This window comes from Serratia sp. CY55921, from assembly GCF_052167655.1.
Lineage (GTDB): Bacteria > Pseudomonadota > Gammaproteobacteria > Enterobacterales > Enterobacteriaceae > Serratia > Serratia ureilytica.
Map to the genome: position 1 here is coordinate 2,503,986 of NZ_JBJNMU010000001.1, position 18,379 is coordinate 2,522,364.

Below are 18,379 nucleotides of genomic sequence, written 5' to 3' on the forward strand. Positions count from 1 at the left end.
GCACTGAGTAATGGCAAGTCAATGACGAAAAAACTACATATCAAAACCTGGGGCTGCCAGATGAATGAGTACGATTCATCGAAAATGGCCGACCTGTTGAACAGCACGCACGGCTTCGAGTGGACCGACAACGCCGAGGAAGCTGACGTGCTGTTGCTGAATACCTGCTCGATCCGTGAAAAAGCGCAGGAAAAAGTTTTCGCCATGCTGGGGCGCTGGCGCTTGCTGAAAGAGAAGAACCCGTCTGTCATCATCGGCGTCGGCGGTTGCGTGGCCTCGCAAGAAGGCGAACTGATCCGCAGCCGCGCGCCTTGCGTCGACGTGGTATTCGGCCCGCAGACCCTGCACCGCCTGCCGGAAATGATCAACCACGTTCAGGGCACCCGCAGCCCGGTGGTCGATATCAGTTTCCCTGAGATCGAAAAGTTCGACCGCCTGCCGGAGCCGCGCGCCGAAGGCCCGACCGCGTTCGTGTCGATCATGGAAGGCTGCAACAAATACTGCACTTTCTGCGTGGTGCCATACACCCGCGGCGAGGAAGTGAGCCGCCCGAGCGACGACGTGCTGTTCGAAATCGCCCAACTGGCGGCGCAGGGCGTGCGCGAAGTCAACCTGCTCGGGCAAAACGTCAACGCGTACCGCGGCGCCACGCATGACGGCGATATCTGCTCGTTCGCCGAACTGCTGCGCCTGGTGGCCGCCATCGACGGCATCGATCGCATTCGCTTCACCACCAGCCACCCTATCGAGTTCACCGACGACATCATCGCGGTGTACGAAGACACGCCGGAGCTGGTCAGCTTCCTGCACCTGCCGGTGCAGAGCGGTTCGGATCGCATCCTGACCATGATGAAACGCGCCCATACCGCGCTGGAGTATAAGGCGATTATCCGCAAGCTGCGCAAGGCGCGTCCGAACATCCAGCTCAGCTCCGACTTCATCGTCGGTTTCCCGGGCGAGAGCCAGGCCGACTTCGAACAAACCATGAACCTGATCGCCGACGTCAACTTCGACGTCAGCTTCAGCTTCATCTATTCGTCTCGCCCCGGTACGCCGGCGGCAGACATGGTTGACGACGTCAGCGAAGAAGAGAAAAAACAGCGGCTGTATATTCTGCAGGATCGCATCAACCAGCAGGCGCTGCAGTTCAGCCGCCGCATGCTCGGCACCGTCCAGCGCATTCTGGTGGAAGGCACCTCGCGCAGAAGCGTGATGGAGCTGGCCGGGCGCACGGAGTGCAACCGTGTGGTAAACTTCGAAGGCACGCCCGACATGATCGGCCAGTTTGTCGACGTGGAAATTACCGAGGTGCTGACCAACACCCTGCGTGGCGCAGTGGTGCGCACCGAACAGCAGATGGATCTGCGCGTACATGAATCCCCGCAGTCGGTGATCGCCCGTACCCGCAAAGAAAACGCGCTGGGCGTCGGCATTTACCAGCCCTGACGCCGCGGCGGCTCGCATTATCGCCGCCCGTTCGCGCTACTCCTTACCGTTTCTCCGCCGGGCGTCCGCGCCCGGTGATGTTCTTTTTTTATTTTTTATTGTTGAAGAGGCGACATAACATGCAACTCCCACACTGCCCGAAGTGCAACTCCGAATACACCTACCAGGACAATGCCCTGTTCATCTGCCCTGAGTGCGCCCACGAGTGGAGCGACAGCGCCCCGGCGGAAGATCAGGACGCGCTGATCGTCAAAGACGCCAACGGCAACCTGCTGGCGGACGGCGACGCGGTCACCGTGATCAAGGACCTGAAGGTTAAAGGCAGCTCCTCGATGCTGAAGATCGGCACCAAGGTGAAAAACATTCGTCTGGTGGAAGGCGATCACAACATCGACTGCAAAATCGACGGCTTCGGCCCGATGAAACTGAAATCCGAGTTCGTGAAAAAGAACTGATTCTCGGCGGCCTTGTCCTATGATGACGCGGCGGGCTTTGCGCCCCGCCGCGTTTTTTCCTTATCTTCCCTTGAATTCCGCCGACGGCGCACAGATAGATCAGCGGTAAACTTGCGCCGTTGCGGCGCACCATGAATAATTCAAGAAAGAGAGTATTCAGGCTCGCCCTGAACGCGCGCGTCCCGGACGCGCTATGTGACATCAACAACCAGGCCCGATGTGACCTAGAGGAATAGTTTGAACGTCGCAACACAAGAAATTATGTTGGAGCCCGCAGACAACAAGCGTTTGCTCAGCCTGTGCGGCCCGTTTGATGACAACATCAAGCAACTCGAGCGCCGATTGGGCATCGAAATCAATCGTCGCGATAACCGCTTCAAGCTGGTCGGCAAAAACCTGTGCGTGGTCGCCGCCGCCGATATCCTGCGCCATCTGTACGTGGATACCGCGCCGATTCGCGGCGTGATCCCGGATATCGATCCGGAGCAAATCCATCTGGCTATCAAAGAGAGCCGGGTGCTGGAACAGGTGGCGGACAGCGTGCCGGATTACGGCAAGGCGGTCACCATCAAAACCAAGCGCGGCATGGTGAAACCGCGCACGCCTAACCAGGCGCAGTACATCGCCAACATTCTCGATCACGACATCACCTTCGGCATCGGCCCGGCCGGTACCGGCAAAACTTACCTGGCGGTCGCCGCCGCGGTGGATGCGCTGGAACGCCAGGAAATTCGCCGCATTCTGCTGACCCGTCCTGCGGTCGAAGCCGGCGAAAAGCTGGGCTTCCTGCCGGGCGATCTGAGCCAGAAGGTTGATCCTTATCTGCGCCCGCTGTACGACGCCCTGTTCGAAATGCTGGGCTTCGAGCGCGTGGAGAAGCTCATTGAGCGCAACGTGATCGAAGTCGCGCCGCTGGCCTATATGCGCGGCCGTACGCTGAACGACGCCTTTATCATTCTGGATGAGAGCCAGAACACCACCATCGAGCAGATGAAGATGTTCCTGACGCGCATCGGTTTCAACTCGAAGGCGGTCATCACCGGCGACGTCACCCAGATCGACCTGCCGCGCAACCAGAAATCCGGCCTGCGCCACGCGGTGGAAGTGCTGTCGGACGTGGAAGAACTGAGCTTCAACTTCTTCCACAGCGAAGACGTGGTGCGCCACCCTGTGGTGGCCCGCGTGGTCATCGCCTATGAGGCCTGGGAAGCCGCCGAACAGAAACGCAAAGACGCAATTGCCGAACAACGTAAGCGCGAGGCGCTCGCCGCCTCCGAGCAGGAGACACCATGAGTCAGGTGATTTTGGATCTGCAGATTGCCTGTGAAAGCAGCGACGGCCTGCCGGATGAAGCCACGTTCCAGCGCTGGCTGGAAGGCGTGCTGCCGCAATTTCAGGAAGAGGCCGAGGTGACCGTGCGTCTGGTGGACGAAGCGGAAAGCCACGAGCTGAACCTGACCTACCGCGGCAAAGACAAGCCGACCAACGTGCTCTCTTTCCCGTTCGAGGCCCCGCCGGGCATCGAGCTGCCGCTGCTCGGCGATCTGATCATCTGCCGCCAGGTGGTTGAACAGGAAGCGATTGAGCAAGGCAAAACGCTGGAGGCCCACTGGGCGCATATGGTTGTCCACGGCAGTCTTCATCTGCTAGGGTATGACCACATCGAAGACGATGAAGCCGAAGAAATGGAGTCTTTGGAAACCGAAATCATGCACGGACTGGGTTATCCTGATCCGTACCTGGCGGAAAAAGACCCCGTCTGACGTCAGCCGTTTACCCCACAGCCCCCATGCGGGGCTGTCGCTGACGCCCCTTAACTCTGACATGAGTGACAGTAACGAAAACGCCATGAGCGACGACCATTCACAAAGCAATGACAGCCCCAGTCCCAAGAAGGGGTTCTTTACTCTTATCCTTAACCAGCTGTTCCACGGCGAGCCCAAAAACCGTGGCGATCTGGTCGAGCTGATCCGTGATTCCGAACAAAACGACCTGATCGATCCCGATACCCGCGACATGCTGGAAGGCGTGATGGATATCGCCGAACAGCGCGTGCGCGACATCATGATCCCCCGCTCCCAGATGGTGACGCTCAAGCGCAACCAGACGCTGGAAGAGTGCCTAGACGTGATTATCGACTCCGCCCACTCGCGCTTCCCGGTGATCAGCGAAGACAAAGATCACATCGAAGGCATCCTGATGGCCAAGGATCTGCTGCCGTTCATGCGCGCAGACTCCGAGCCGTTCAGCATCGACAAGGTGCTGCGCACCGCAGTGGTGGTGCCGGAAAGCAAGCGCGTCGACCGGATGCTGAAAGAGTTCCGCTCCCAGCGCTATCATATGGCGATTGTCATTGACGAATTCGGTGGCGTGTCCGGCCTGGTCACCATCGAAGATATCCTGGAACTGATCGTCGGCGAGATCGAAGACGAATACGACGACGAAGACGATCTGGATATCCGCCAGCTCAGCCGCCACATGTACACCGTGCGCGCGCTGGCCCCGATCGAAGACTTCAACGACGCGTTCGGCACCCATTTCAGCGACGACGAGGTCGATACCATCGGCGGTTTGGTGATGCAAGCCTTCGGCCATCTGCCTGCGCGCGGGGAAACCATTGAAATCGAAGGTTACCTATTTAAAGTTGCCATGGCAGACAGTCGACGTATCATCCAGGTTCATGTAAAAATTCCGGACGACTCTCCACCACCGAAACTGGAAGATTAAATCCAACATGGCTAAAGCCTCATTACTTGAACGCCAGTGGGTTCGCGCCCTGCTGGCGCTGTTGTCAGGTGCCGGCGGGACGCTGGCGTTCTCGCCCTACGATTTCTGGCCCGCGGCCATCGTCTCCCTGTTCGGCCTGCTGGCCGTTACCCTCAATCGCACCACCAAACAGTCCGCCCTGCTCGGCTTTGTCTGGGGCTTCGGGTTGTTCGGCAGCGGGATCAACTGGGTGTATGTCAGCATCGCCGATTTCGGCGGCATGCCCTTCGCCGTCAACGTCTTCCTGGTGGCGCTGCTCGCCGCTTACCTGTCGCTGTATACCGGGCTGTTCGCCGGGCTGCTGACCCGCCTGTGGCCGGCGACCCGCTGGTGGCGGCTGGCCATCGCCGCGCCGGCGCTGTGGCAGGTCACGGAATTCCTGCGCGGCTGGGTGCTGACCGGCTTCCCATGGCTGCAGTTCGGCTATAGCCAGATCAACGGCCCGCTGAAAGGCATCGCGCCGCTGCTGGGCGTCGACGCCATCACCTTTGTGCTGATGGCCATCGCCGGCCTGCTGGTGTACGCCGTCAATCAGCGCCGCCTCTCGGCGGCGGTGATCGCCGCCGCGCTGCTGTTGTTGCCATGGCCGCTGCGCCAGCTGCAGTGGTTTACTCCGCAGACGGATAAAGCGGTGAATGTCGCCATGGTGCAAGGCAACATCGCTCAATCGATGAAATGGGATCCGAAAGCGCTGGTCAGCACGCTGCAAACCTATCTGGACGAAACCCGTCCCTACATGGGCAAGGCGCCGATCGTCATCTGGCCGGAATCCGCCATCCCGGATTATGAAGCCAATCAGAACGGCTTCCTGACGATGATGGACGACCTGATGCGGGCGAAGAACAGCAGCCTCATCACCGGCATCGTCGACGTGCGCGCCACGCCGCAGGGCCAGCAAATCTACAACAGCGCCATCGTGCTCGGTGAACCGACGCCGTACAGGTACCCGGCCAACGATCGCTACAACAAGCACCACCTGGTGCCGTTCGGCGAGTTCGTGCCGCTGGAGACGCTGCTGCGGCCGCTGGCGCCGTTCTTCGACCTGCCGATGTCCTCCTTCAGCCGCGGCGACTACGTACAACCGCAGCTCAGCGTACGCGGCTACAACCTGACGGCGGCCATTTGCTACGAAATCGTGTTGGGCCAGCAGGTGCGCGATAACTTCCGCCCGGACACCAACTTCCTGCTGACCATCTCCAACGACGCCTGGTTCGGCCACTCCATCGGCCCATGGCAGCACTTCCAGATGGCGCGCATGCGGGCGCTGGAACTGGGCCGGCCGCTGCTGCGCAGCACCAACAACGGCGTCACCGCCGCAGTGGACGCGAACGGCGACGTGATCGCCGAGATCCCGCAGTTCACTCGTCAGGTGCTTGAAGTGAAGGTCACACCGACCACCGGCGTCACGCCTTACGCGCGTTTCGGCGCCACGCCGCTGTGGGTGATCACCCTGTTGCTGGGCGGTTGGGCGCTGATGTTGGGCCTGCGCCGCAAATAGTCCTCTTCGCCGGGGCGCGCCCGCCGCGCCCCGCGTTTGCGTAAACGTTCCCCCACCTCGGTCAGAAAACGTCGTTAAATCAACGCGACTGGCACACTCCTTGCTTTATCTAAGGTGACATCGCACGTCGGCTAACTTTTGCTGACGTTTTGTCGCACCCGTGCACATTTTGGAGGCACCGAACGCACCATGCAGGTGCGTCGGGGTTTGATTGCATTGATTTGGTGCGCGCGGCGTCTCAAAAAATGAAACATTTTAGTTTCAAGATATTCACAATCGGTTATTTTTTAACGGCTATCCGTTCTAAGACTATCTTTATAACCTGAGCAATAAATAGTCGATTTAAACCTGACGCTCTTTAGTCAGAGCCACCACAACAGCAAAGGAGTTGGACCATGCAAATGCGTAAATTGGCGTTATCGTTACTGCTGCTCGGTATGGCAGGTAGCGTGGCGCACGCGGAAGACCTGACCGGTACGCTGAAGAAAATCAAAGACAACGGCGTTATCGTTGTCGGCCACCGCGAATCGTCTGTGCCCTTTTCCTACTACGACAACCAGCAAAAAGTTGTGGGCTACTCTCAGGACTACTCCAACCAAATCGTTGAAGCCGTTAAGAAAAAGCTGAATGCACCGAATCTGCAGGTGAAAATGCTGCCGATTACCTCGCAGAACCGCATCCCGCTGCTGCAAAACGGCACCTATGACTTCGAATGCGGCTCTACCACCAATAACGTAGAGCGCCAGAAACAGGCCGCCTTCTCCGACACCATCTTTGTGGTCGGCACCCGCCTGCTGGTGAAGAAAGGCTCCGACATCAAAGACTTTAAAGACCTGGCCGGCAAACCGGTGGTGGTCACCTCCGGCACCACGTCCGAAGTGTTGCTGAACAAACTGAACGACAGCGACAAAATGAACATGCGCATCATCAGCGCCAAAGACCACGGCGACTCCTTCCGCACCCTGGAAAGCGGCCGCGCGGTGGCCTTCATGATGGATGACGCCCTGCTGGCGGGCGAGCGCGCCAAAGCCAAGAAGCCGGATCAATGGGAAATCATCGGCACGCCGCAGTCGAAAGAAGCCTACGGTTGCATGCTGCGTAAAGACGATCCTGAGTTCAAGAAACTGGTCGATGACACTATCGCCCAGGCGCAAACCTCCGGTGAAGCGGCCAAGTGGTTTGATAAATGGTTCAAGCAGCCTATCCCACCGAAAAACCTCAACATGAACTTCGAGCTGTCGGACGACATGAAGCAACTGTTCAAAGCGCCTAACGACAAAGCGTTGAACTGACTCAATAGAATAAAGCCGGGGCGGCCGCCAAGCCAAACCGGCCCAGTTGATGACTGGGACAGACAGGAATGAGGGGGGCCGTTCCCCTCCCTCATTTTCCCCAAGGCGCGTCACCGATCTCCGCACACAACAAGCCAGCCCGACTGGCCGCGCGGCGATCGGCGCCTATCAAGTCATCACTTTTCGGCGCCCTGCGCCCGTTTATCGGAGTTTGTTATGTCAATAGATTGGAACTGGGGTATCTTCCTGCAGCAGGCCCCGTTTGGGAACACCACTTACCTCGGCTGGATCTGGTCCGGCTTTCAGGTCACGGTGGCCCTCTCCGTCTGTGCATGGATTATCGCTTTCTTCGTCGGTTCGCTGTTCGGTATCTTGCGTACCGTGCCCAACCGCTTTCTTTCCACTCTCGGCACCTGTTACGTCGAACTGTTCCGCAACGTGCCGCTGATCGTGCAATTCTTTACCTGGTATCTGGTGATCCCCGAGCTGCTGCCGGCCAATATCGGCACCTGGTTCAAGACCGAGCTGGATCCCAACGTGCAGTTCTTCGTCTCTTCCATGCTCTGTCTGGGGCTATTTACCGCCGCCCGCGTTTGCGAGCAAGTGCGCGCCGCCATTCAATCCCTGCCGCGCGGCCAGAAAGCCGCCGGGTTGGCGATGGGCCTGACGCTGCCGCAAACCTACCGCTACGTGCTGTTGCCGAACGCCTACCGGGTTATCGTGCCGCCGATGACCTCGGAGATGCTCAACCTGGTCAAAAACTCCGCCATCGCCTCCACCATCGGCCTGGTGGACATGGCCGCACAGGCCGGCAAGCTGTTGGATTACTCCGCACACGCCTATGAATCCTTTACCGCCATTACGCTGGCTTATATCGGCATCAACGCCGTGATCATGCTGTTTATGCGTCTGGTCGAAAAGAAAGTGCAGTTGCCTGGCAACCTGGGGAGTAAATAATGTACGAATTTGACTGGGCGTCGATCGTCCCAAGCTTCCCTTATCTGCTGCAGGGCATGGCGATCACGCTGAAGATCACCGTGACCGCCATCGTGGTCGGCATTCTGTGGGGCACTGTGCTGGCGGTGATGCGTCTGTCGCCGTTCAAGCCCATCAGCTGGTTCGCCACCCTGTATGTCAACCTGTTCCGCTCGGTGCCGCTGGTGATGGTGCTGCTGTGGTTCTATCTGGTGGTTCCAAGCTTATTACAACAGGTTCTAGGCCTGTCGCCGAAAACCGATATTCGCCTGATCTCGGCTATGGTAGCCTTTTCCCTGTTTGAAGCGGCCTATTACTCGGAAATCATCCGCGCCGGTATCATCAGCATCTCGCGCGGCCAATCCTCCGCCGCGTTGGCGCTGGGCATGACGCATTGGCAATCCATGCGGCTGGTGATCCTGCCGCAGGCGTTCCGCGCCATGGTGCCACTGCTGCTGACCCAGGGCATCGTCCTGTTCCAGGATACCTCGCTGGTTTACGTACTGAGCCTGGCCGACTTCTTCCGCACCGCATCGACCATCGGCGAACGCGACGGCACCCAGGTTGAAATGATCCTGTTCGCCGGCTTTGTCTATTTTGTTATCAGCCTCGCCGCCTCGGCGCTGGTAAGCTATTTGAAGAAAAGGACTGTTTGATGATATCCCTGAAAAATGTTTCCAAGTGGTACGGTCACTTTCAAGTGTTGACCGATTGCACCACCGAAGTGAAAAAAGGCGAAGTGGTCGTCGTCTGCGGTCCTTCAGGCTCCGGCAAGTCCACCCTGATCAAAACCGTCAACGGCCTGGAGCCGATCCAGCAGGGAAGCATCCTGGTGAACGGCACGCCCGTCAACGACAAGAAAACCAACCTGGCGCAGCTGCGCGCCAAGGTCGGCATGGTGTTCCAACACTTTGAACTGTTCCCGCACCTGTCCATTATCGACAACCTGACGCTGGCGCAGGTAAAAGTGCTCAAGCGCGACAAGACCGCCTCACGCGAGAAGGGCCTGAAGCTGCTGGAACGCGTCGGCCTGTCCGCCCATGCCAACAAGTTCCCCGGTCAGCTCTCCGGCGGCCAGCAACAGCGCGTCGCCATCGCCCGCGCGCTGTGCATGGATCCGATCGCCATGCTGTTCGACGAACCGACCTCGGCGCTCGATCCGGAAATGATCAACGAAGTGCTGGACGTGATGGTCGAGCTGGCGAACGAAGGCATGACCATGATGGTGGTGACCCACGAAATGGGCTTCGCCCGCAAGGTGGCGAACCGCGTGATCTTTATGGACGAAGGCAAAATCGTCGAAGACCGCAACAAAGACGATTTCTTCAACAACCCCGAGTCCGATCGCGCCAAGGACTTCCTCGCCAAGATCCTGCACTAAGTTCTCGCTATGCGCCCCGCCAGGGGCGCATCTTTTCTCCCGGCACGAAAAGCGCTTGTATCTCCTCGTTTTTGATCCGATGCTCGCCGGATAACAAACAGAGGAGAAAGAACATGCCCCGCCCTATTATCATAGATTGCGATCCCGGCCTCGACGACGCCATCGCGCTGGCTATGGCGCTGCGCTCGCCGGAGCTGGACATCAAAGCCATCACCACCTCCGCCGGCAACCAGACGCCGGAAAAAACCCTGCACAACGCGCTGGGTCTGTTGACCCTGATGCAGCGCGAGGACATCCCTGTCGCCGCCGGCGCCGCTCGCCCGCTGATGCGCGAGCTGGTGATCGCCGACTATGTCCACGGCAAAACCGGCATGGGCAACACCCACCTGCCGACGCCGACAATCAAACCCGATCCCCGCGGCGCCGTCGAGCTGATCGCCGACCTGCTGCGCGCCAGCCCGCAGCCAATCACCCTGGTGGTGACCGGCCCGATGACCAACATCGCCCTGCTGTTGGCCCAGCATGCCGAGCTGAAAAGCCGTATCGAGCGCATCGTATTTATGGGCGGCGGCATGAATGCCGGCAATACCACGCCGGTGGCGGAATTCAATATCTTCGTCGATCCCGAAGCCGCCGAGATGGTGTTGAAATCCGGCGTGCCGCTGACCATGGCCGGGCTGAACGTCACCCATCAAGCGCTGGTGCTGCCGCAGGATATCGAGCGCATTCGCCAGATAGACAATCCGGTCGCGCAGGCGGTGGCGGAGATGCTCGATTTTTACCTGCCGCTGTACCTCAGCCATCCGCGCGGCCTGCCCGGCGCTGCGATGCACGATCCCTGCACCATCGCCTGGCTGCTGGCGCCGCAGCTGTTTACCGGCGTTGAACGCTGGGTCGGTGTGGAAACCAAAGGGGAGTACACCGTCGGCATGACGGTGGTGGACTATTTCCAGCAAACCGGCAACGCGGCCAACGTGGAAGTGCTGACCGGCATCGATCGCGCAGGCTTTATCGATCTGCTGGCCGAGCGCGTCGCGCGTTATTAATCCTCTCGGGGCGCGCTCGCGCCCTCATTCAACTTTTTTGATTTAACTCAGCGAATTTTTGCGCTATCACTGTTGATGGCTTGCCTCTACCATGCGTTTACACCGATTGACATCGTTACCGATTACACTTCGCCTGGAGATAAGCCAATGAGCCGCGTACTGGTCCTGAAATCAAGTATTCTGGGTGAATATTCCCAGTCTGGAAAATTAGTCGATTTTTTTGTTGAACAATGGCGAGAAGCTCACCCGGAAGACACCTTCACCGTGCGCGACTTGGCTAACCCAACGCTGCCGGAGCTGGATGGCGAAGTGATGGCCGGCTTTACCGCAGGCGACAACCCGCTGACGCCGCATCAGCAAAGCACCCTGGCGCTGTCCGATGAGCTGATTGCCGAGCTGAAGTCGCACGACACGCTGATCATCAGCGCCCCGATGTACAACTTCAACATCCCGACGCAGCTGAAGATCTACTTCGATCTGATCGCCCGCGCCGGTCAGACGTTCCGCTACACCTCCGCCGGCGCCGAAGGGCTGGTGACGGGCAAAAAAGCGATCGTCATCTCCAGCCGCGGCGGCATCCACGCCGACACGCCGACGGATCTGATCACCCCGTACGTGAAGCTGTTCCTGGGCTTTATCGGCATCACCGACGTTGAATTCGTGCTGGCGGAAGGCTTCGCCTACGGCCCGGAAGCGGCGGAGAAAGCCGCACAGGACAGCCGCATCGCGGTCGCGCAGAAAATCCCGGCCGGCGTCGCCGTCCCGGCCAGCGCACCGGCGCCGGCAAACGTCGCCCAAGAAGCCGTCAGCGGCGGTTTCCTGAGCAACCTGCTGAAGAAACTGTTCCGTTAACGGTAAACGTCAGCGTTCCCTGCCGTGGCGGGGGACGTCATCAGGGTTCAAATGGCCGACGCTGGAACTGGTCGTGACCGCATTTCGGGCAGAGCGGCAGCACTTCCGGCGTGTAAAACGCCAGGTGGTAGTGACACTGCTCGCAGACCAGATTGCCCAGCCCCACCACTTCACCGCTGTGATACACGCCGTGGTGGCTGACATCCTTGAACACCTCGCGCCACTCCAACTGGGTTTTATCGGTGATATCCGCCAGTTCCTGCCACAGGCTCTCCTTAATCACCCGCATAAACACGCTGTCGGTAAACTCGTCCCGGCTTTCCTGATAGCTGCGGGCGAACTCTTCCAGATCGCGCCTCACCGCCTGCGTCACCTGCCGCACCTCGTCGCGCGTCAGATCTTCGGCCTCGTTCAACCGCCGCTCCGCGCTGGCCACAAGTTCGTCGATATCGCGTTCGCCGTTTTTCAGACGTTCGGTCAGCGATGCCACCAATTCGCGGTAATACTGAGCAACCTTGTTCATAGACTCTCCTCGATAAACGCTGCGCCGGACTTGGCCATGGGGATACCCTTAAGCTACTTGTTCTTATTTTAGCCGTAAATGACTGATGTCACTTGGCAAGACGCGGGATCCGCAGGTTGTGAGCCGCGTCATGGCGGCGTTTTTTTTAAATGCGCCGAGTCAGGCGCTTGGAGTTGTTGCCGGGAGGTCTTATCAGCTATGCTATGCGGATCTACGAATACTAAATGTTCATTGCGTTGCCTCTGACCGGGGCAACGGTTTACACCTACAGGACCACCGGCCGCCATGCAAGAGCAATACCGTCCAGAAGACATAGAATCGAACGTACAGCTTCACTGGCAAGAGAAGCAGACTTTCAAAGTTACCGAAGACGACAGCAAGGAAAAGTACTACTGCCTATCCATGCTGCCTTACCCGTCCGGCCGACTGCACATGGGCCACGTTCGTAACTACACTATCGGCGACGTGATCTCGCGCTATCAGCGCATGCTGGGCAAAAACGTACTGCAGCCGATCGGCTGGGATGCGTTCGGCCTGCCGGCGGAAGGCGCGGCGGTGAAAAACAACACCGCGCCGGCCCCGTGGACCTACGACAACATCGAATACATGAAGAACCAGCTGAAACTGCTGGGCTTCGGCTACGACTGGGATCGCGAAATCGCCACCTGCCAGCCGGAATACTACCGCTGGGAACAGTGGTTCTTCACCAAGCTGTATGAAAAAGGCCTGGTCTACAAGAAGACCTCGGCGGTGAACTGGTGTCCGCACGATCTGACCGTGCTGGCCAACGAACAGGTTATCGACGGCTGCTGCTGGCGCTGCGACACCAAGGTCGAGCGTAAAGAGATCCCGCAGTGGTTCATCAAAATCACCGCCTACGCCGATCAGCTGCTGAACGATCTGGACACGCTGGAAAGCTGGCCGGAGCAGGTGAAAACCATGCAGCGCAACTGGATTGGCCGCTCCGAAGGCGTGGAAATCACCTTCGACGTGGCTGGCAGCGAAGAGAAGCTGACGGTTTACACCACCCGTCCCGACACCTTCATGGGCGCCACCTACGTGGCGGTCGCCGCGGGTCACCCGCTGGCGCAACAGGGCGCGCGCAACAACCCGGCGCTGACCGACTTCATCGACGAATGCCGCAACACCAAAGTGGCCGAAGCCGAAATGGCGACGATGGAGAAGAAAGGCATGCCGACCGGCCTGTTCGTTGTCCATCCGCTGAGCGGCGAGAAGCTGCCGGTGTGGGTCGCCAACTTCGTGCTGATGGAATACGGCACCGGCGCCGTGATGGCGGTGCCGGCGCACGACCAGCGCGACTGGGAATTCGCCACCAAATATGATTTGCCGATCAAACCGGTGATCCTGAACCTCGACGGCAGCCAGCCTGACGTGAGCGCCGAAGCGATGACCGACAAAGGCGCGCTGTTCAACTCCGGCGAGTTTGACGGTCTGGACAACGAAGCGGGCTTTAACGCCATCGCCGACAAACTGGTCGCCAAAGGCGTCGGCCAGCGCAAGGTCAACTACCGTCTGCGCGACTGGGGCGTTTCCCGTCAGCGTTACTGGGGCGCGCCAATCCCGATGGTGACCCTGGAAGACGGCACCGTGATGCCGACGCCGGAAGACCAACTGCCGGTGATCCTGCCGGAAGACGTGGTCATGGACGGCATCACCAGCCCGATCAAGGCCGACCCTGAGTGGGCGAAGACCACCGTCAACGGCCAGCCGGCGCTGCGCGAAACCGACACCTTCGACACCTTTATGGAGTCCTCCTGGTACTACGCGCGCTATACCTGCCCGCAGTACGACCAGGGCATGCTGGATCCGGCCGCCGCCAACTACTGGCTGCCGGTCGATCAATATATCGGCGGCATCGAGCACGCCATCATGCACCTGATGTACTTCCGCTTCTTCCACAAGCTGATGCGCGATGCGGGCCTGGTGGATTCCGATGAGCCGGCCAAGCGCCTGCTGTGTCAGGGCATGGTGCTGGCCGACGCCTTCTACTACACCGGCAACAGCGGCGAGCGCGTCTGGGTATCCCCGGTTGACGCCACCGTCGAGCGCGACGACAAAGGCCGCATCATCAAGGCCACCGATCCGCAAGGCCGTGAACTGGTCTATGCTGGCATGAGCAAAATGTCGAAGTCGAAGAACAACGGCATCGACCCGCAGGAGATGGTGGAAAAATACGGCGCGGACACCGTGCGTCTGTTCATGATGTTCGCTTCACCGGCAGAAATGACGCTGGAGTGGCAGGAATCCGGCGTGGAAGGGGCTAACCGCTTCCTGAAACGCGTATGGAAACTGGCCTACGATCACATGGAAAAAGGCGCGGTGCAGCCGCTGGACGTGGCGTCGCTGAACGAAGAGCAGAAAGCGCTGCGCCGCGATCTGCATAAAACCATCGCCAAAGTGACCGACGATATCGGCCGCCGCCAGACCTTCAACACCGCGATCGCCGCCGTGATGGAGCTGATGAACAAACTGGCCCGCGCGCCGCAGGAGAGCGAGCAGGATCGCGCGCTGCTGCAGGAAGCGCTGCTGGCCGTCGTTCGCATGCTGTATCCGTTCACCCCGCACGTGTGCTTCGCCCTGTGGCAGGCGCTGGGCGGCGAAGGCGACGTGGACACCGCGCCATGGCCGGTTGCCGACGAGCAGGCGATGGTCGAAGACTCCAAGCTGGTGGTGGTGCAGGTGAACGGCAAGGTTCGCGCTAAAATCACCGTATCTGCCGATGCGACCGAAGAGCAAGTGCGCGCGCGCGCTGCCGAAGAGCATCTGGTGGCTAAATATCTGGACGGCGTCACGATTCGCAAAGTGATCTATGTTCCGGGCAAACTGCTTAACCTGGTTGTGGGTTAACACAAGGAGGAGTTGTGCGACAACGTATTCTGACGCTGTTGCTGGGGTTGGCGGTGCTGGTCACCGCCGGCTGCGGTTTTCACCTGCGTGGCACCACGCAGGTGCCTAATGAAATGAAAACGCTGATCCTGGACAGCGCCGACCCTTATGGTCCGTTGACGCGCGCGGTGCGTGAGCAATTGCGTCTGAACGACGTGACCATCGTCAGCGATCCGAAGCGTAAAGACGTGCCTTCTCTGCGCATCCTCGGCGCGACGGAAAGCCAGGATACCGCCTCGATCTTCCAGGACGGTAAAACCGCCGAGTATCAGCTGGTGCTGACCGTGCAGGCCCAGGTGCTGCTCCCGGGCCACGACCTGTATCCGCTGTCGGTGAAAGTGTTCCGTTCGTTCTTCGACAACCCGCTGACCGCGCTGGCCAAAGACTCCGAGCAGGAGATCATTCGCCAGGAAATGCGTGAGCAGGCGGCGCAACAGCTGGTGCGCAAACTGCTGACCGTGCACGCGGCGGAAGAAGAAAACCGGCAGAAAGCCGCTGCCGTCGGCGAACGAGCGGCAAGCCAAACCGCACAATGATCCGCATTTATCCGGAACAACTTGCCGCGCAGCTCCGAGAGGGGCTGCGCGCTTGTTATTTATTGAGCGGCAATGAACCGCTGCTGCTGCAGGAAAGCCAGGATCTGCTCCGGCAGGCCGCGCAACAGCAGCAGTTCAGCGAGCACTACAGCATTTCCCTCGACGCCCACACCGACTGGGACGCCATCTTCGGCATCTGCCAGGCGATGAGCCTGTTCGCCAGCCGCCAGACGCTGCTGCTGATTTTCCCGGAAAACGGCCCGACGGCGCCGATCGGTGAACAGCTGACCAAGCTCGCCACCCTGCTGCACGACGACATCCTGCTGATCTTGCGCGGCCCGCGCCTCACCAAAGCGCAGGAAAACAGCGCCTGGTTCAAGGCGCTCAGCCCGCACGGCGCCCTCGTCAGTTGCCAGACGCCGGAGCAGGCACAGCTGCCGCGCTGGGTCGCCGCGCGCGCCAAGGCGATGAAGCTGGAGTTGGACGACGCCGCCAATCAGCTGCTGTGCTACTGCTACGAAGGTAACCTGCTGGCGCTGTCGCAGGCGTTGGAGCGGCTGTCGCTGCTGCACCCGGACGGCAAGCTCACCCTGCCGCGCGTCGAGCAGGCGGTGAACGACGCCGCCCACTTCACGCCGTTCCACTGGCTGGACGCCTTGCTGGCCGGCAAGAGCAAGCGCGCCTGGCATATTTTGCAGCAGCTGCAGCAAGAGGACGTCGAGCCGGTGATCCTGTTGCGCACCCTGCAGCGCGAACTGCTGCTGTTGCTGACGCTGCAGCGCCGCATGGCGTCCGCGCCACTGCGCACGCTGTTCGATCAGCACAAGGTCTGGCAGAACCGCCGCCCGCTGGTGACCCAGGCGCTGCAACGCCTGTCCAGCGCCCAGCTGCAGCAAGCGGTACAGCTGCTGACGCAAATAGAGCTGACCCTCAAGCAGGACTATGGCCAGTCGGTCTGGCCGGAACTGGAAACCCTGTCGATGCTGCTGTGCGGCAAACCCCTGGCCACGAGTTTTACCGATGCCCACTAATCCGGAACACCCCACCGTATTGCACGCGCTGTTTGGCGGCACCTTTGATCCGATCCACTACGGCCATCTGCGGCCGGTGGAGGCGCTGGCCGCCGAAGTGGGCCTGAATCGCGTCACGCTGCTGCCTAACCACGTGCCGCCACACCGCCCGCAGCCCGAGGCCAACGCACAGCAGCGCTTGAAGATGGTCGAGCTGGCGATCGCCGGCAATCCGCTGTTCGCGGTCGACGATCGCGAACTGCATCGCACCACCCCCTCCTACACCATCGAGACGCTGGAAACGATTCGTAAAGAGCGTGGCGCCGCCCAGCCGCTGGCGTTTATTATTGGCCAGGACTCGCTGCTGACGCTGCATAAATGGCATCGTTGGCAGGCGCTGTTGGACGTCTGCCATCTGCTGGTGTTGGCGCGCCCGGGCTATAACGATCGCATGGACACGCCGGAACTGCAGCAGTGGCTGGAACGTCATCGCACCGCCGACCCGGCGCTGCTCAGCCGCCGCCCGCACGGCCATATCTATCTGGCCGATACGCCGGAGCTGGAAATTTCCGCCACCGAGATCCGCCAGCGCCGCCATCAGGGCCTCAACTGCGACGATCTGCTGCCGCGCCCGGTGCAGCGCTATATCGAGTTGCAGGGTTTATATCGCTAGCGAAAGGTGCGTGATATACTGCGCCGCTATTTTTCAGGTATCCGCTGAAAACCCCGGAAACCTTAGCTGGCCGGGCAGTCACCAGTTAGCTGGCTTTCAGCGGCAGCCTGCCGAAACCTTTATCCGGTTACGCCGCGGCGCGCGCATTTTGCCCGCCGCAGCCGACTGAACAGAACACACCCGAGGGGGAACCTTTGCAAGGTAAAGCGCTCCAAGATTTCGTCATCGATAAAATCGATGACCTCAAAGGCCAAGACATTGTCGCTCTGGACGTACAGGGCAAATCCAGTATCACCGATTGCATGATCATCTGCACCGGCACGTCGACTCGCCACGTGATGTCGATCGCCAGCCACGTGGTGCAGGAATCCCGCGCCGCGGGCATGGAACTGTTTGGCATGAAAGGCCAGGAAGCCTCCGACTGGATCGTGGTCGATCTGGGCGAAGTGATCGTGCACGTGATGCAGGAAGAAAGCCGTCGCCTGTACGAGCTGGAAAAACTCTGGAGCTAAGCGGTGAAACTGCAATTGGTGGCGGTCGGCACCAAAATGCCAGACTGGGTGCAAACCGGCTTTATGGATTACCTGCACCGCTTTCCCAAAGATATGCCGTTTGAGCTGACCGAGATCCCGGCCGGCAAACGCGGCAAAAACGCCGACATCAAACGCATTCTGGACAAGGAAGGCGAACAAATGCTGGCGGCGGTGGGCAAAGGCAACCGCATCGTTACGCTGGATATCCCAGGCACGCCGTGGGAAACGCCGCAGCTGGCGCAGCAGCTTGAGCGCTGGAAGCAGGATGGCCGCAACGTCAGCTTGCTGATCGGCGGCCCGGAAGGGCTGGCGCCCGCCTGCAAAGCCGCTGCCGAGCAGAGTTGGTCGCTTTCTCCGTTGACACTGCCGCATCCTTTGGTGCGCGTCCTGGTGGCCGAAAGCCTCTACCGCGCCTGGAGTATTACTACAAATCATCCTTACCACCGGGAATAGCCGGTGGTGACCGTGACAGAGTGAAATAAAGCA

At 59.8% G+C, this 18,379-nt stretch carries 19 protein-coding genes; 18 read left to right on the forward strand and 1 reads right to left on the reverse strand.

The window, feature by feature from the left end; all coding sequences use genetic code 11:
- Window positions 1–21 precede the first annotated feature (21 nt).
- The 12 genes from miaB (at window position 22) to ACJ8M3_RS12230 (ending at window position 11,711) form a co-directional block, all read left to right on the forward strand.
- Window positions 22–1,446 carry a tRNA (N6-isopentenyl adenosine(37)-C2)-methylthiotransferase MiaB gene (gene miaB, locus ACJ8M3_RS12175; protein WP_033642169.1) on the forward strand — a complete coding sequence of 475 codons (1,425 nt, stop codon included), beginning with the start codon at window positions 22–24 and terminating at the stop codon, window positions 1,444–1,446.
- 119 nt (window positions 1,447–1,565) lie between these two features.
- Window positions 1,566–1,901: a zinc ribbon domain-containing protein YjdM gene (locus ACJ8M3_RS12180; RefSeq protein WP_004939967.1), complete on the forward strand. Its 336-nt coding sequence runs from the start codon at window positions 1,566–1,568 to the stop codon at window positions 1,899–1,901.
- Window positions 1,902–2,162: 261 nt separating this feature from the next.
- On the forward strand, window positions 2,163–3,194 hold the full coding sequence (locus tag ACJ8M3_RS12185) for a PhoH family protein (RefSeq protein WP_170853105.1): 1,032 nt from the start codon (window positions 2,163–2,165) through the stop codon (window positions 3,192–3,194).
- A complete protein-coding gene (gene ybeY, locus ACJ8M3_RS12190) occupies window positions 3,191–3,664 on the forward strand; it encodes an rRNA maturation RNase YbeY (protein ID WP_016928766.1) in 474 nt (157 codons plus the stop codon). Before ACJ8M3_RS12185 ends, ybeY begins: the two co-directional genes overlap by 4 nt.
- A gap of 85 nt (window positions 3,665–3,749) precedes the next feature.
- Window positions 3,750–4,628, forward strand: a complete 879-nt coding sequence (gene corC / locus ACJ8M3_RS12195) for a CNNM family magnesium/cobalt transport protein CorC (protein WP_025301851.1) — start codon at window positions 3,750–3,752, stop codon at window positions 4,626–4,628.
- Window positions 4,629–4,635: 7 nt separating this feature from the next.
- A complete protein-coding gene (gene lnt / locus ACJ8M3_RS12200; protein ID WP_047572360.1) occupies window positions 4,636–6,165 on the forward strand; it encodes an apolipoprotein N-acyltransferase in 1,530 nt (509 codons plus the stop codon).
- A 395-nt stretch (window positions 6,166–6,560) separates the two neighbouring features.
- The gene (locus tag ACJ8M3_RS12205) at window positions 6,561–7,457 is read left to right on the forward strand and encodes an amino acid ABC transporter substrate-binding protein (protein ID WP_033642166.1); all 897 of its coding nucleotides are present in this window, start codon (window positions 6,561–6,563) and stop codon (window positions 7,455–7,457) included.
- A 216-nt stretch (window positions 7,458–7,673) separates the two neighbouring features.
- On the forward strand, window positions 7,674–8,414 hold the full coding sequence (locus tag ACJ8M3_RS12210) for an amino acid ABC transporter permease (protein ID WP_004939979.1): 741 nt from the start codon (window positions 7,674–7,676) through the stop codon (window positions 8,412–8,414).
- On the forward strand, window positions 8,414–9,088 hold the full coding sequence (gene gltK, locus ACJ8M3_RS12215) for a glutamate/aspartate ABC transporter permease GltK (RefSeq protein WP_015376945.1): 675 nt from the start codon (window positions 8,414–8,416) through the stop codon (window positions 9,086–9,088). Before ACJ8M3_RS12210 ends, gltK begins: the two co-directional genes overlap by 1 nt.
- On the forward strand, window positions 9,088–9,813 hold the full coding sequence (locus ACJ8M3_RS12220; RefSeq protein ID WP_004939983.1) for an amino acid ABC transporter ATP-binding protein: 726 nt from the start codon (window positions 9,088–9,090) through the stop codon (window positions 9,811–9,813). Before gltK ends, ACJ8M3_RS12220 begins: the two co-directional genes overlap by 1 nt.
- 113 nt (window positions 9,814–9,926) lie before the next feature.
- Window positions 9,927–10,859 carry a pyrimidine-specific ribonucleoside hydrolase RihA gene (rihA, locus tag ACJ8M3_RS12225; protein WP_089194384.1) on the forward strand — a complete coding sequence of 311 codons (933 nt, stop codon included), beginning with the start codon at window positions 9,927–9,929 and terminating at the stop codon, window positions 10,857–10,859.
- 147 nt (window positions 10,860–11,006) lie between these two features.
- On the forward strand, window positions 11,007–11,711 hold the full coding sequence (locus tag ACJ8M3_RS12230; protein WP_033651152.1) for an FMN-dependent NADH-azoreductase: 705 nt from the start codon (window positions 11,007–11,009) through the stop codon (window positions 11,709–11,711).
- A gap of 40 nt (window positions 11,712–11,751) precedes the next feature.
- Here ACJ8M3_RS12230 and ACJ8M3_RS12235 read toward each other — a convergent pair whose 3' ends face one another.
- Entirely contained in the window at window positions 11,752–12,234 is a 483-nt protein-coding gene (locus ACJ8M3_RS12235) for a zinc ribbon-containing protein (RefSeq protein ID WP_025301844.1), read from the reverse strand.
- A 285-nt stretch (window positions 12,235–12,519) separates the two neighbouring features.
- On the opposite strand from ACJ8M3_RS12235, the gene leuS reads away from it, so the two are divergent.
- From leuS to rlmH, 6 genes are all read left to right on the forward strand, one after another.
- The gene (gene leuS / locus ACJ8M3_RS12240) at window positions 12,520–15,102 is read left to right on the forward strand and encodes a leucine--tRNA ligase (protein WP_089196720.1); all 2,583 of its coding nucleotides are present in this window, start codon (window positions 12,520–12,522) and stop codon (window positions 15,100–15,102) included.
- A gap of 14 nt (window positions 15,103–15,116) precedes the next feature.
- On the forward strand, window positions 15,117–15,677 hold the full coding sequence (gene lptE, locus ACJ8M3_RS12245) for an LPS assembly lipoprotein LptE (protein WP_089196719.1): 561 nt from the start codon (window positions 15,117–15,119) through the stop codon (window positions 15,675–15,677).
- Window positions 15,674–16,708, forward strand: a complete 1,035-nt coding sequence (holA, locus tag ACJ8M3_RS12250) for a DNA polymerase III subunit delta (RefSeq protein ID WP_089196718.1) — start codon at window positions 15,674–15,676, stop codon at window positions 16,706–16,708. The genes lptE and holA overlap by 4 nt, the downstream gene beginning before the upstream one ends.
- Window positions 16,698–17,360 carry a nicotinate-nucleotide adenylyltransferase gene (gene nadD, locus ACJ8M3_RS12255; protein ID WP_015376938.1) on the forward strand — a complete coding sequence of 221 codons (663 nt, stop codon included), beginning with the start codon at window positions 16,698–16,700 and terminating at the stop codon, window positions 17,358–17,360. The genes holA and nadD overlap by 11 nt, the downstream gene beginning before the upstream one ends.
- A gap of 194 nt (window positions 17,361–17,554) precedes the next feature.
- On the forward strand, window positions 17,555–17,872 hold the full coding sequence (rsfS, locus tag ACJ8M3_RS12260) for a ribosome silencing factor (protein ID WP_004940001.1): 318 nt from the start codon (window positions 17,555–17,557) through the stop codon (window positions 17,870–17,872).
- Window positions 17,873–17,875: 3 nt separating this feature from the next.
- Window positions 17,876–18,346: a 23S rRNA (pseudouridine(1915)-N(3))-methyltransferase RlmH gene (gene rlmH, locus ACJ8M3_RS12265; RefSeq protein ID WP_004940002.1), complete on the forward strand. Its 471-nt coding sequence runs from the start codon at window positions 17,876–17,878 to the stop codon at window positions 18,344–18,346.
- Window positions 18,347–18,379 lie beyond the last annotated feature (33 nt).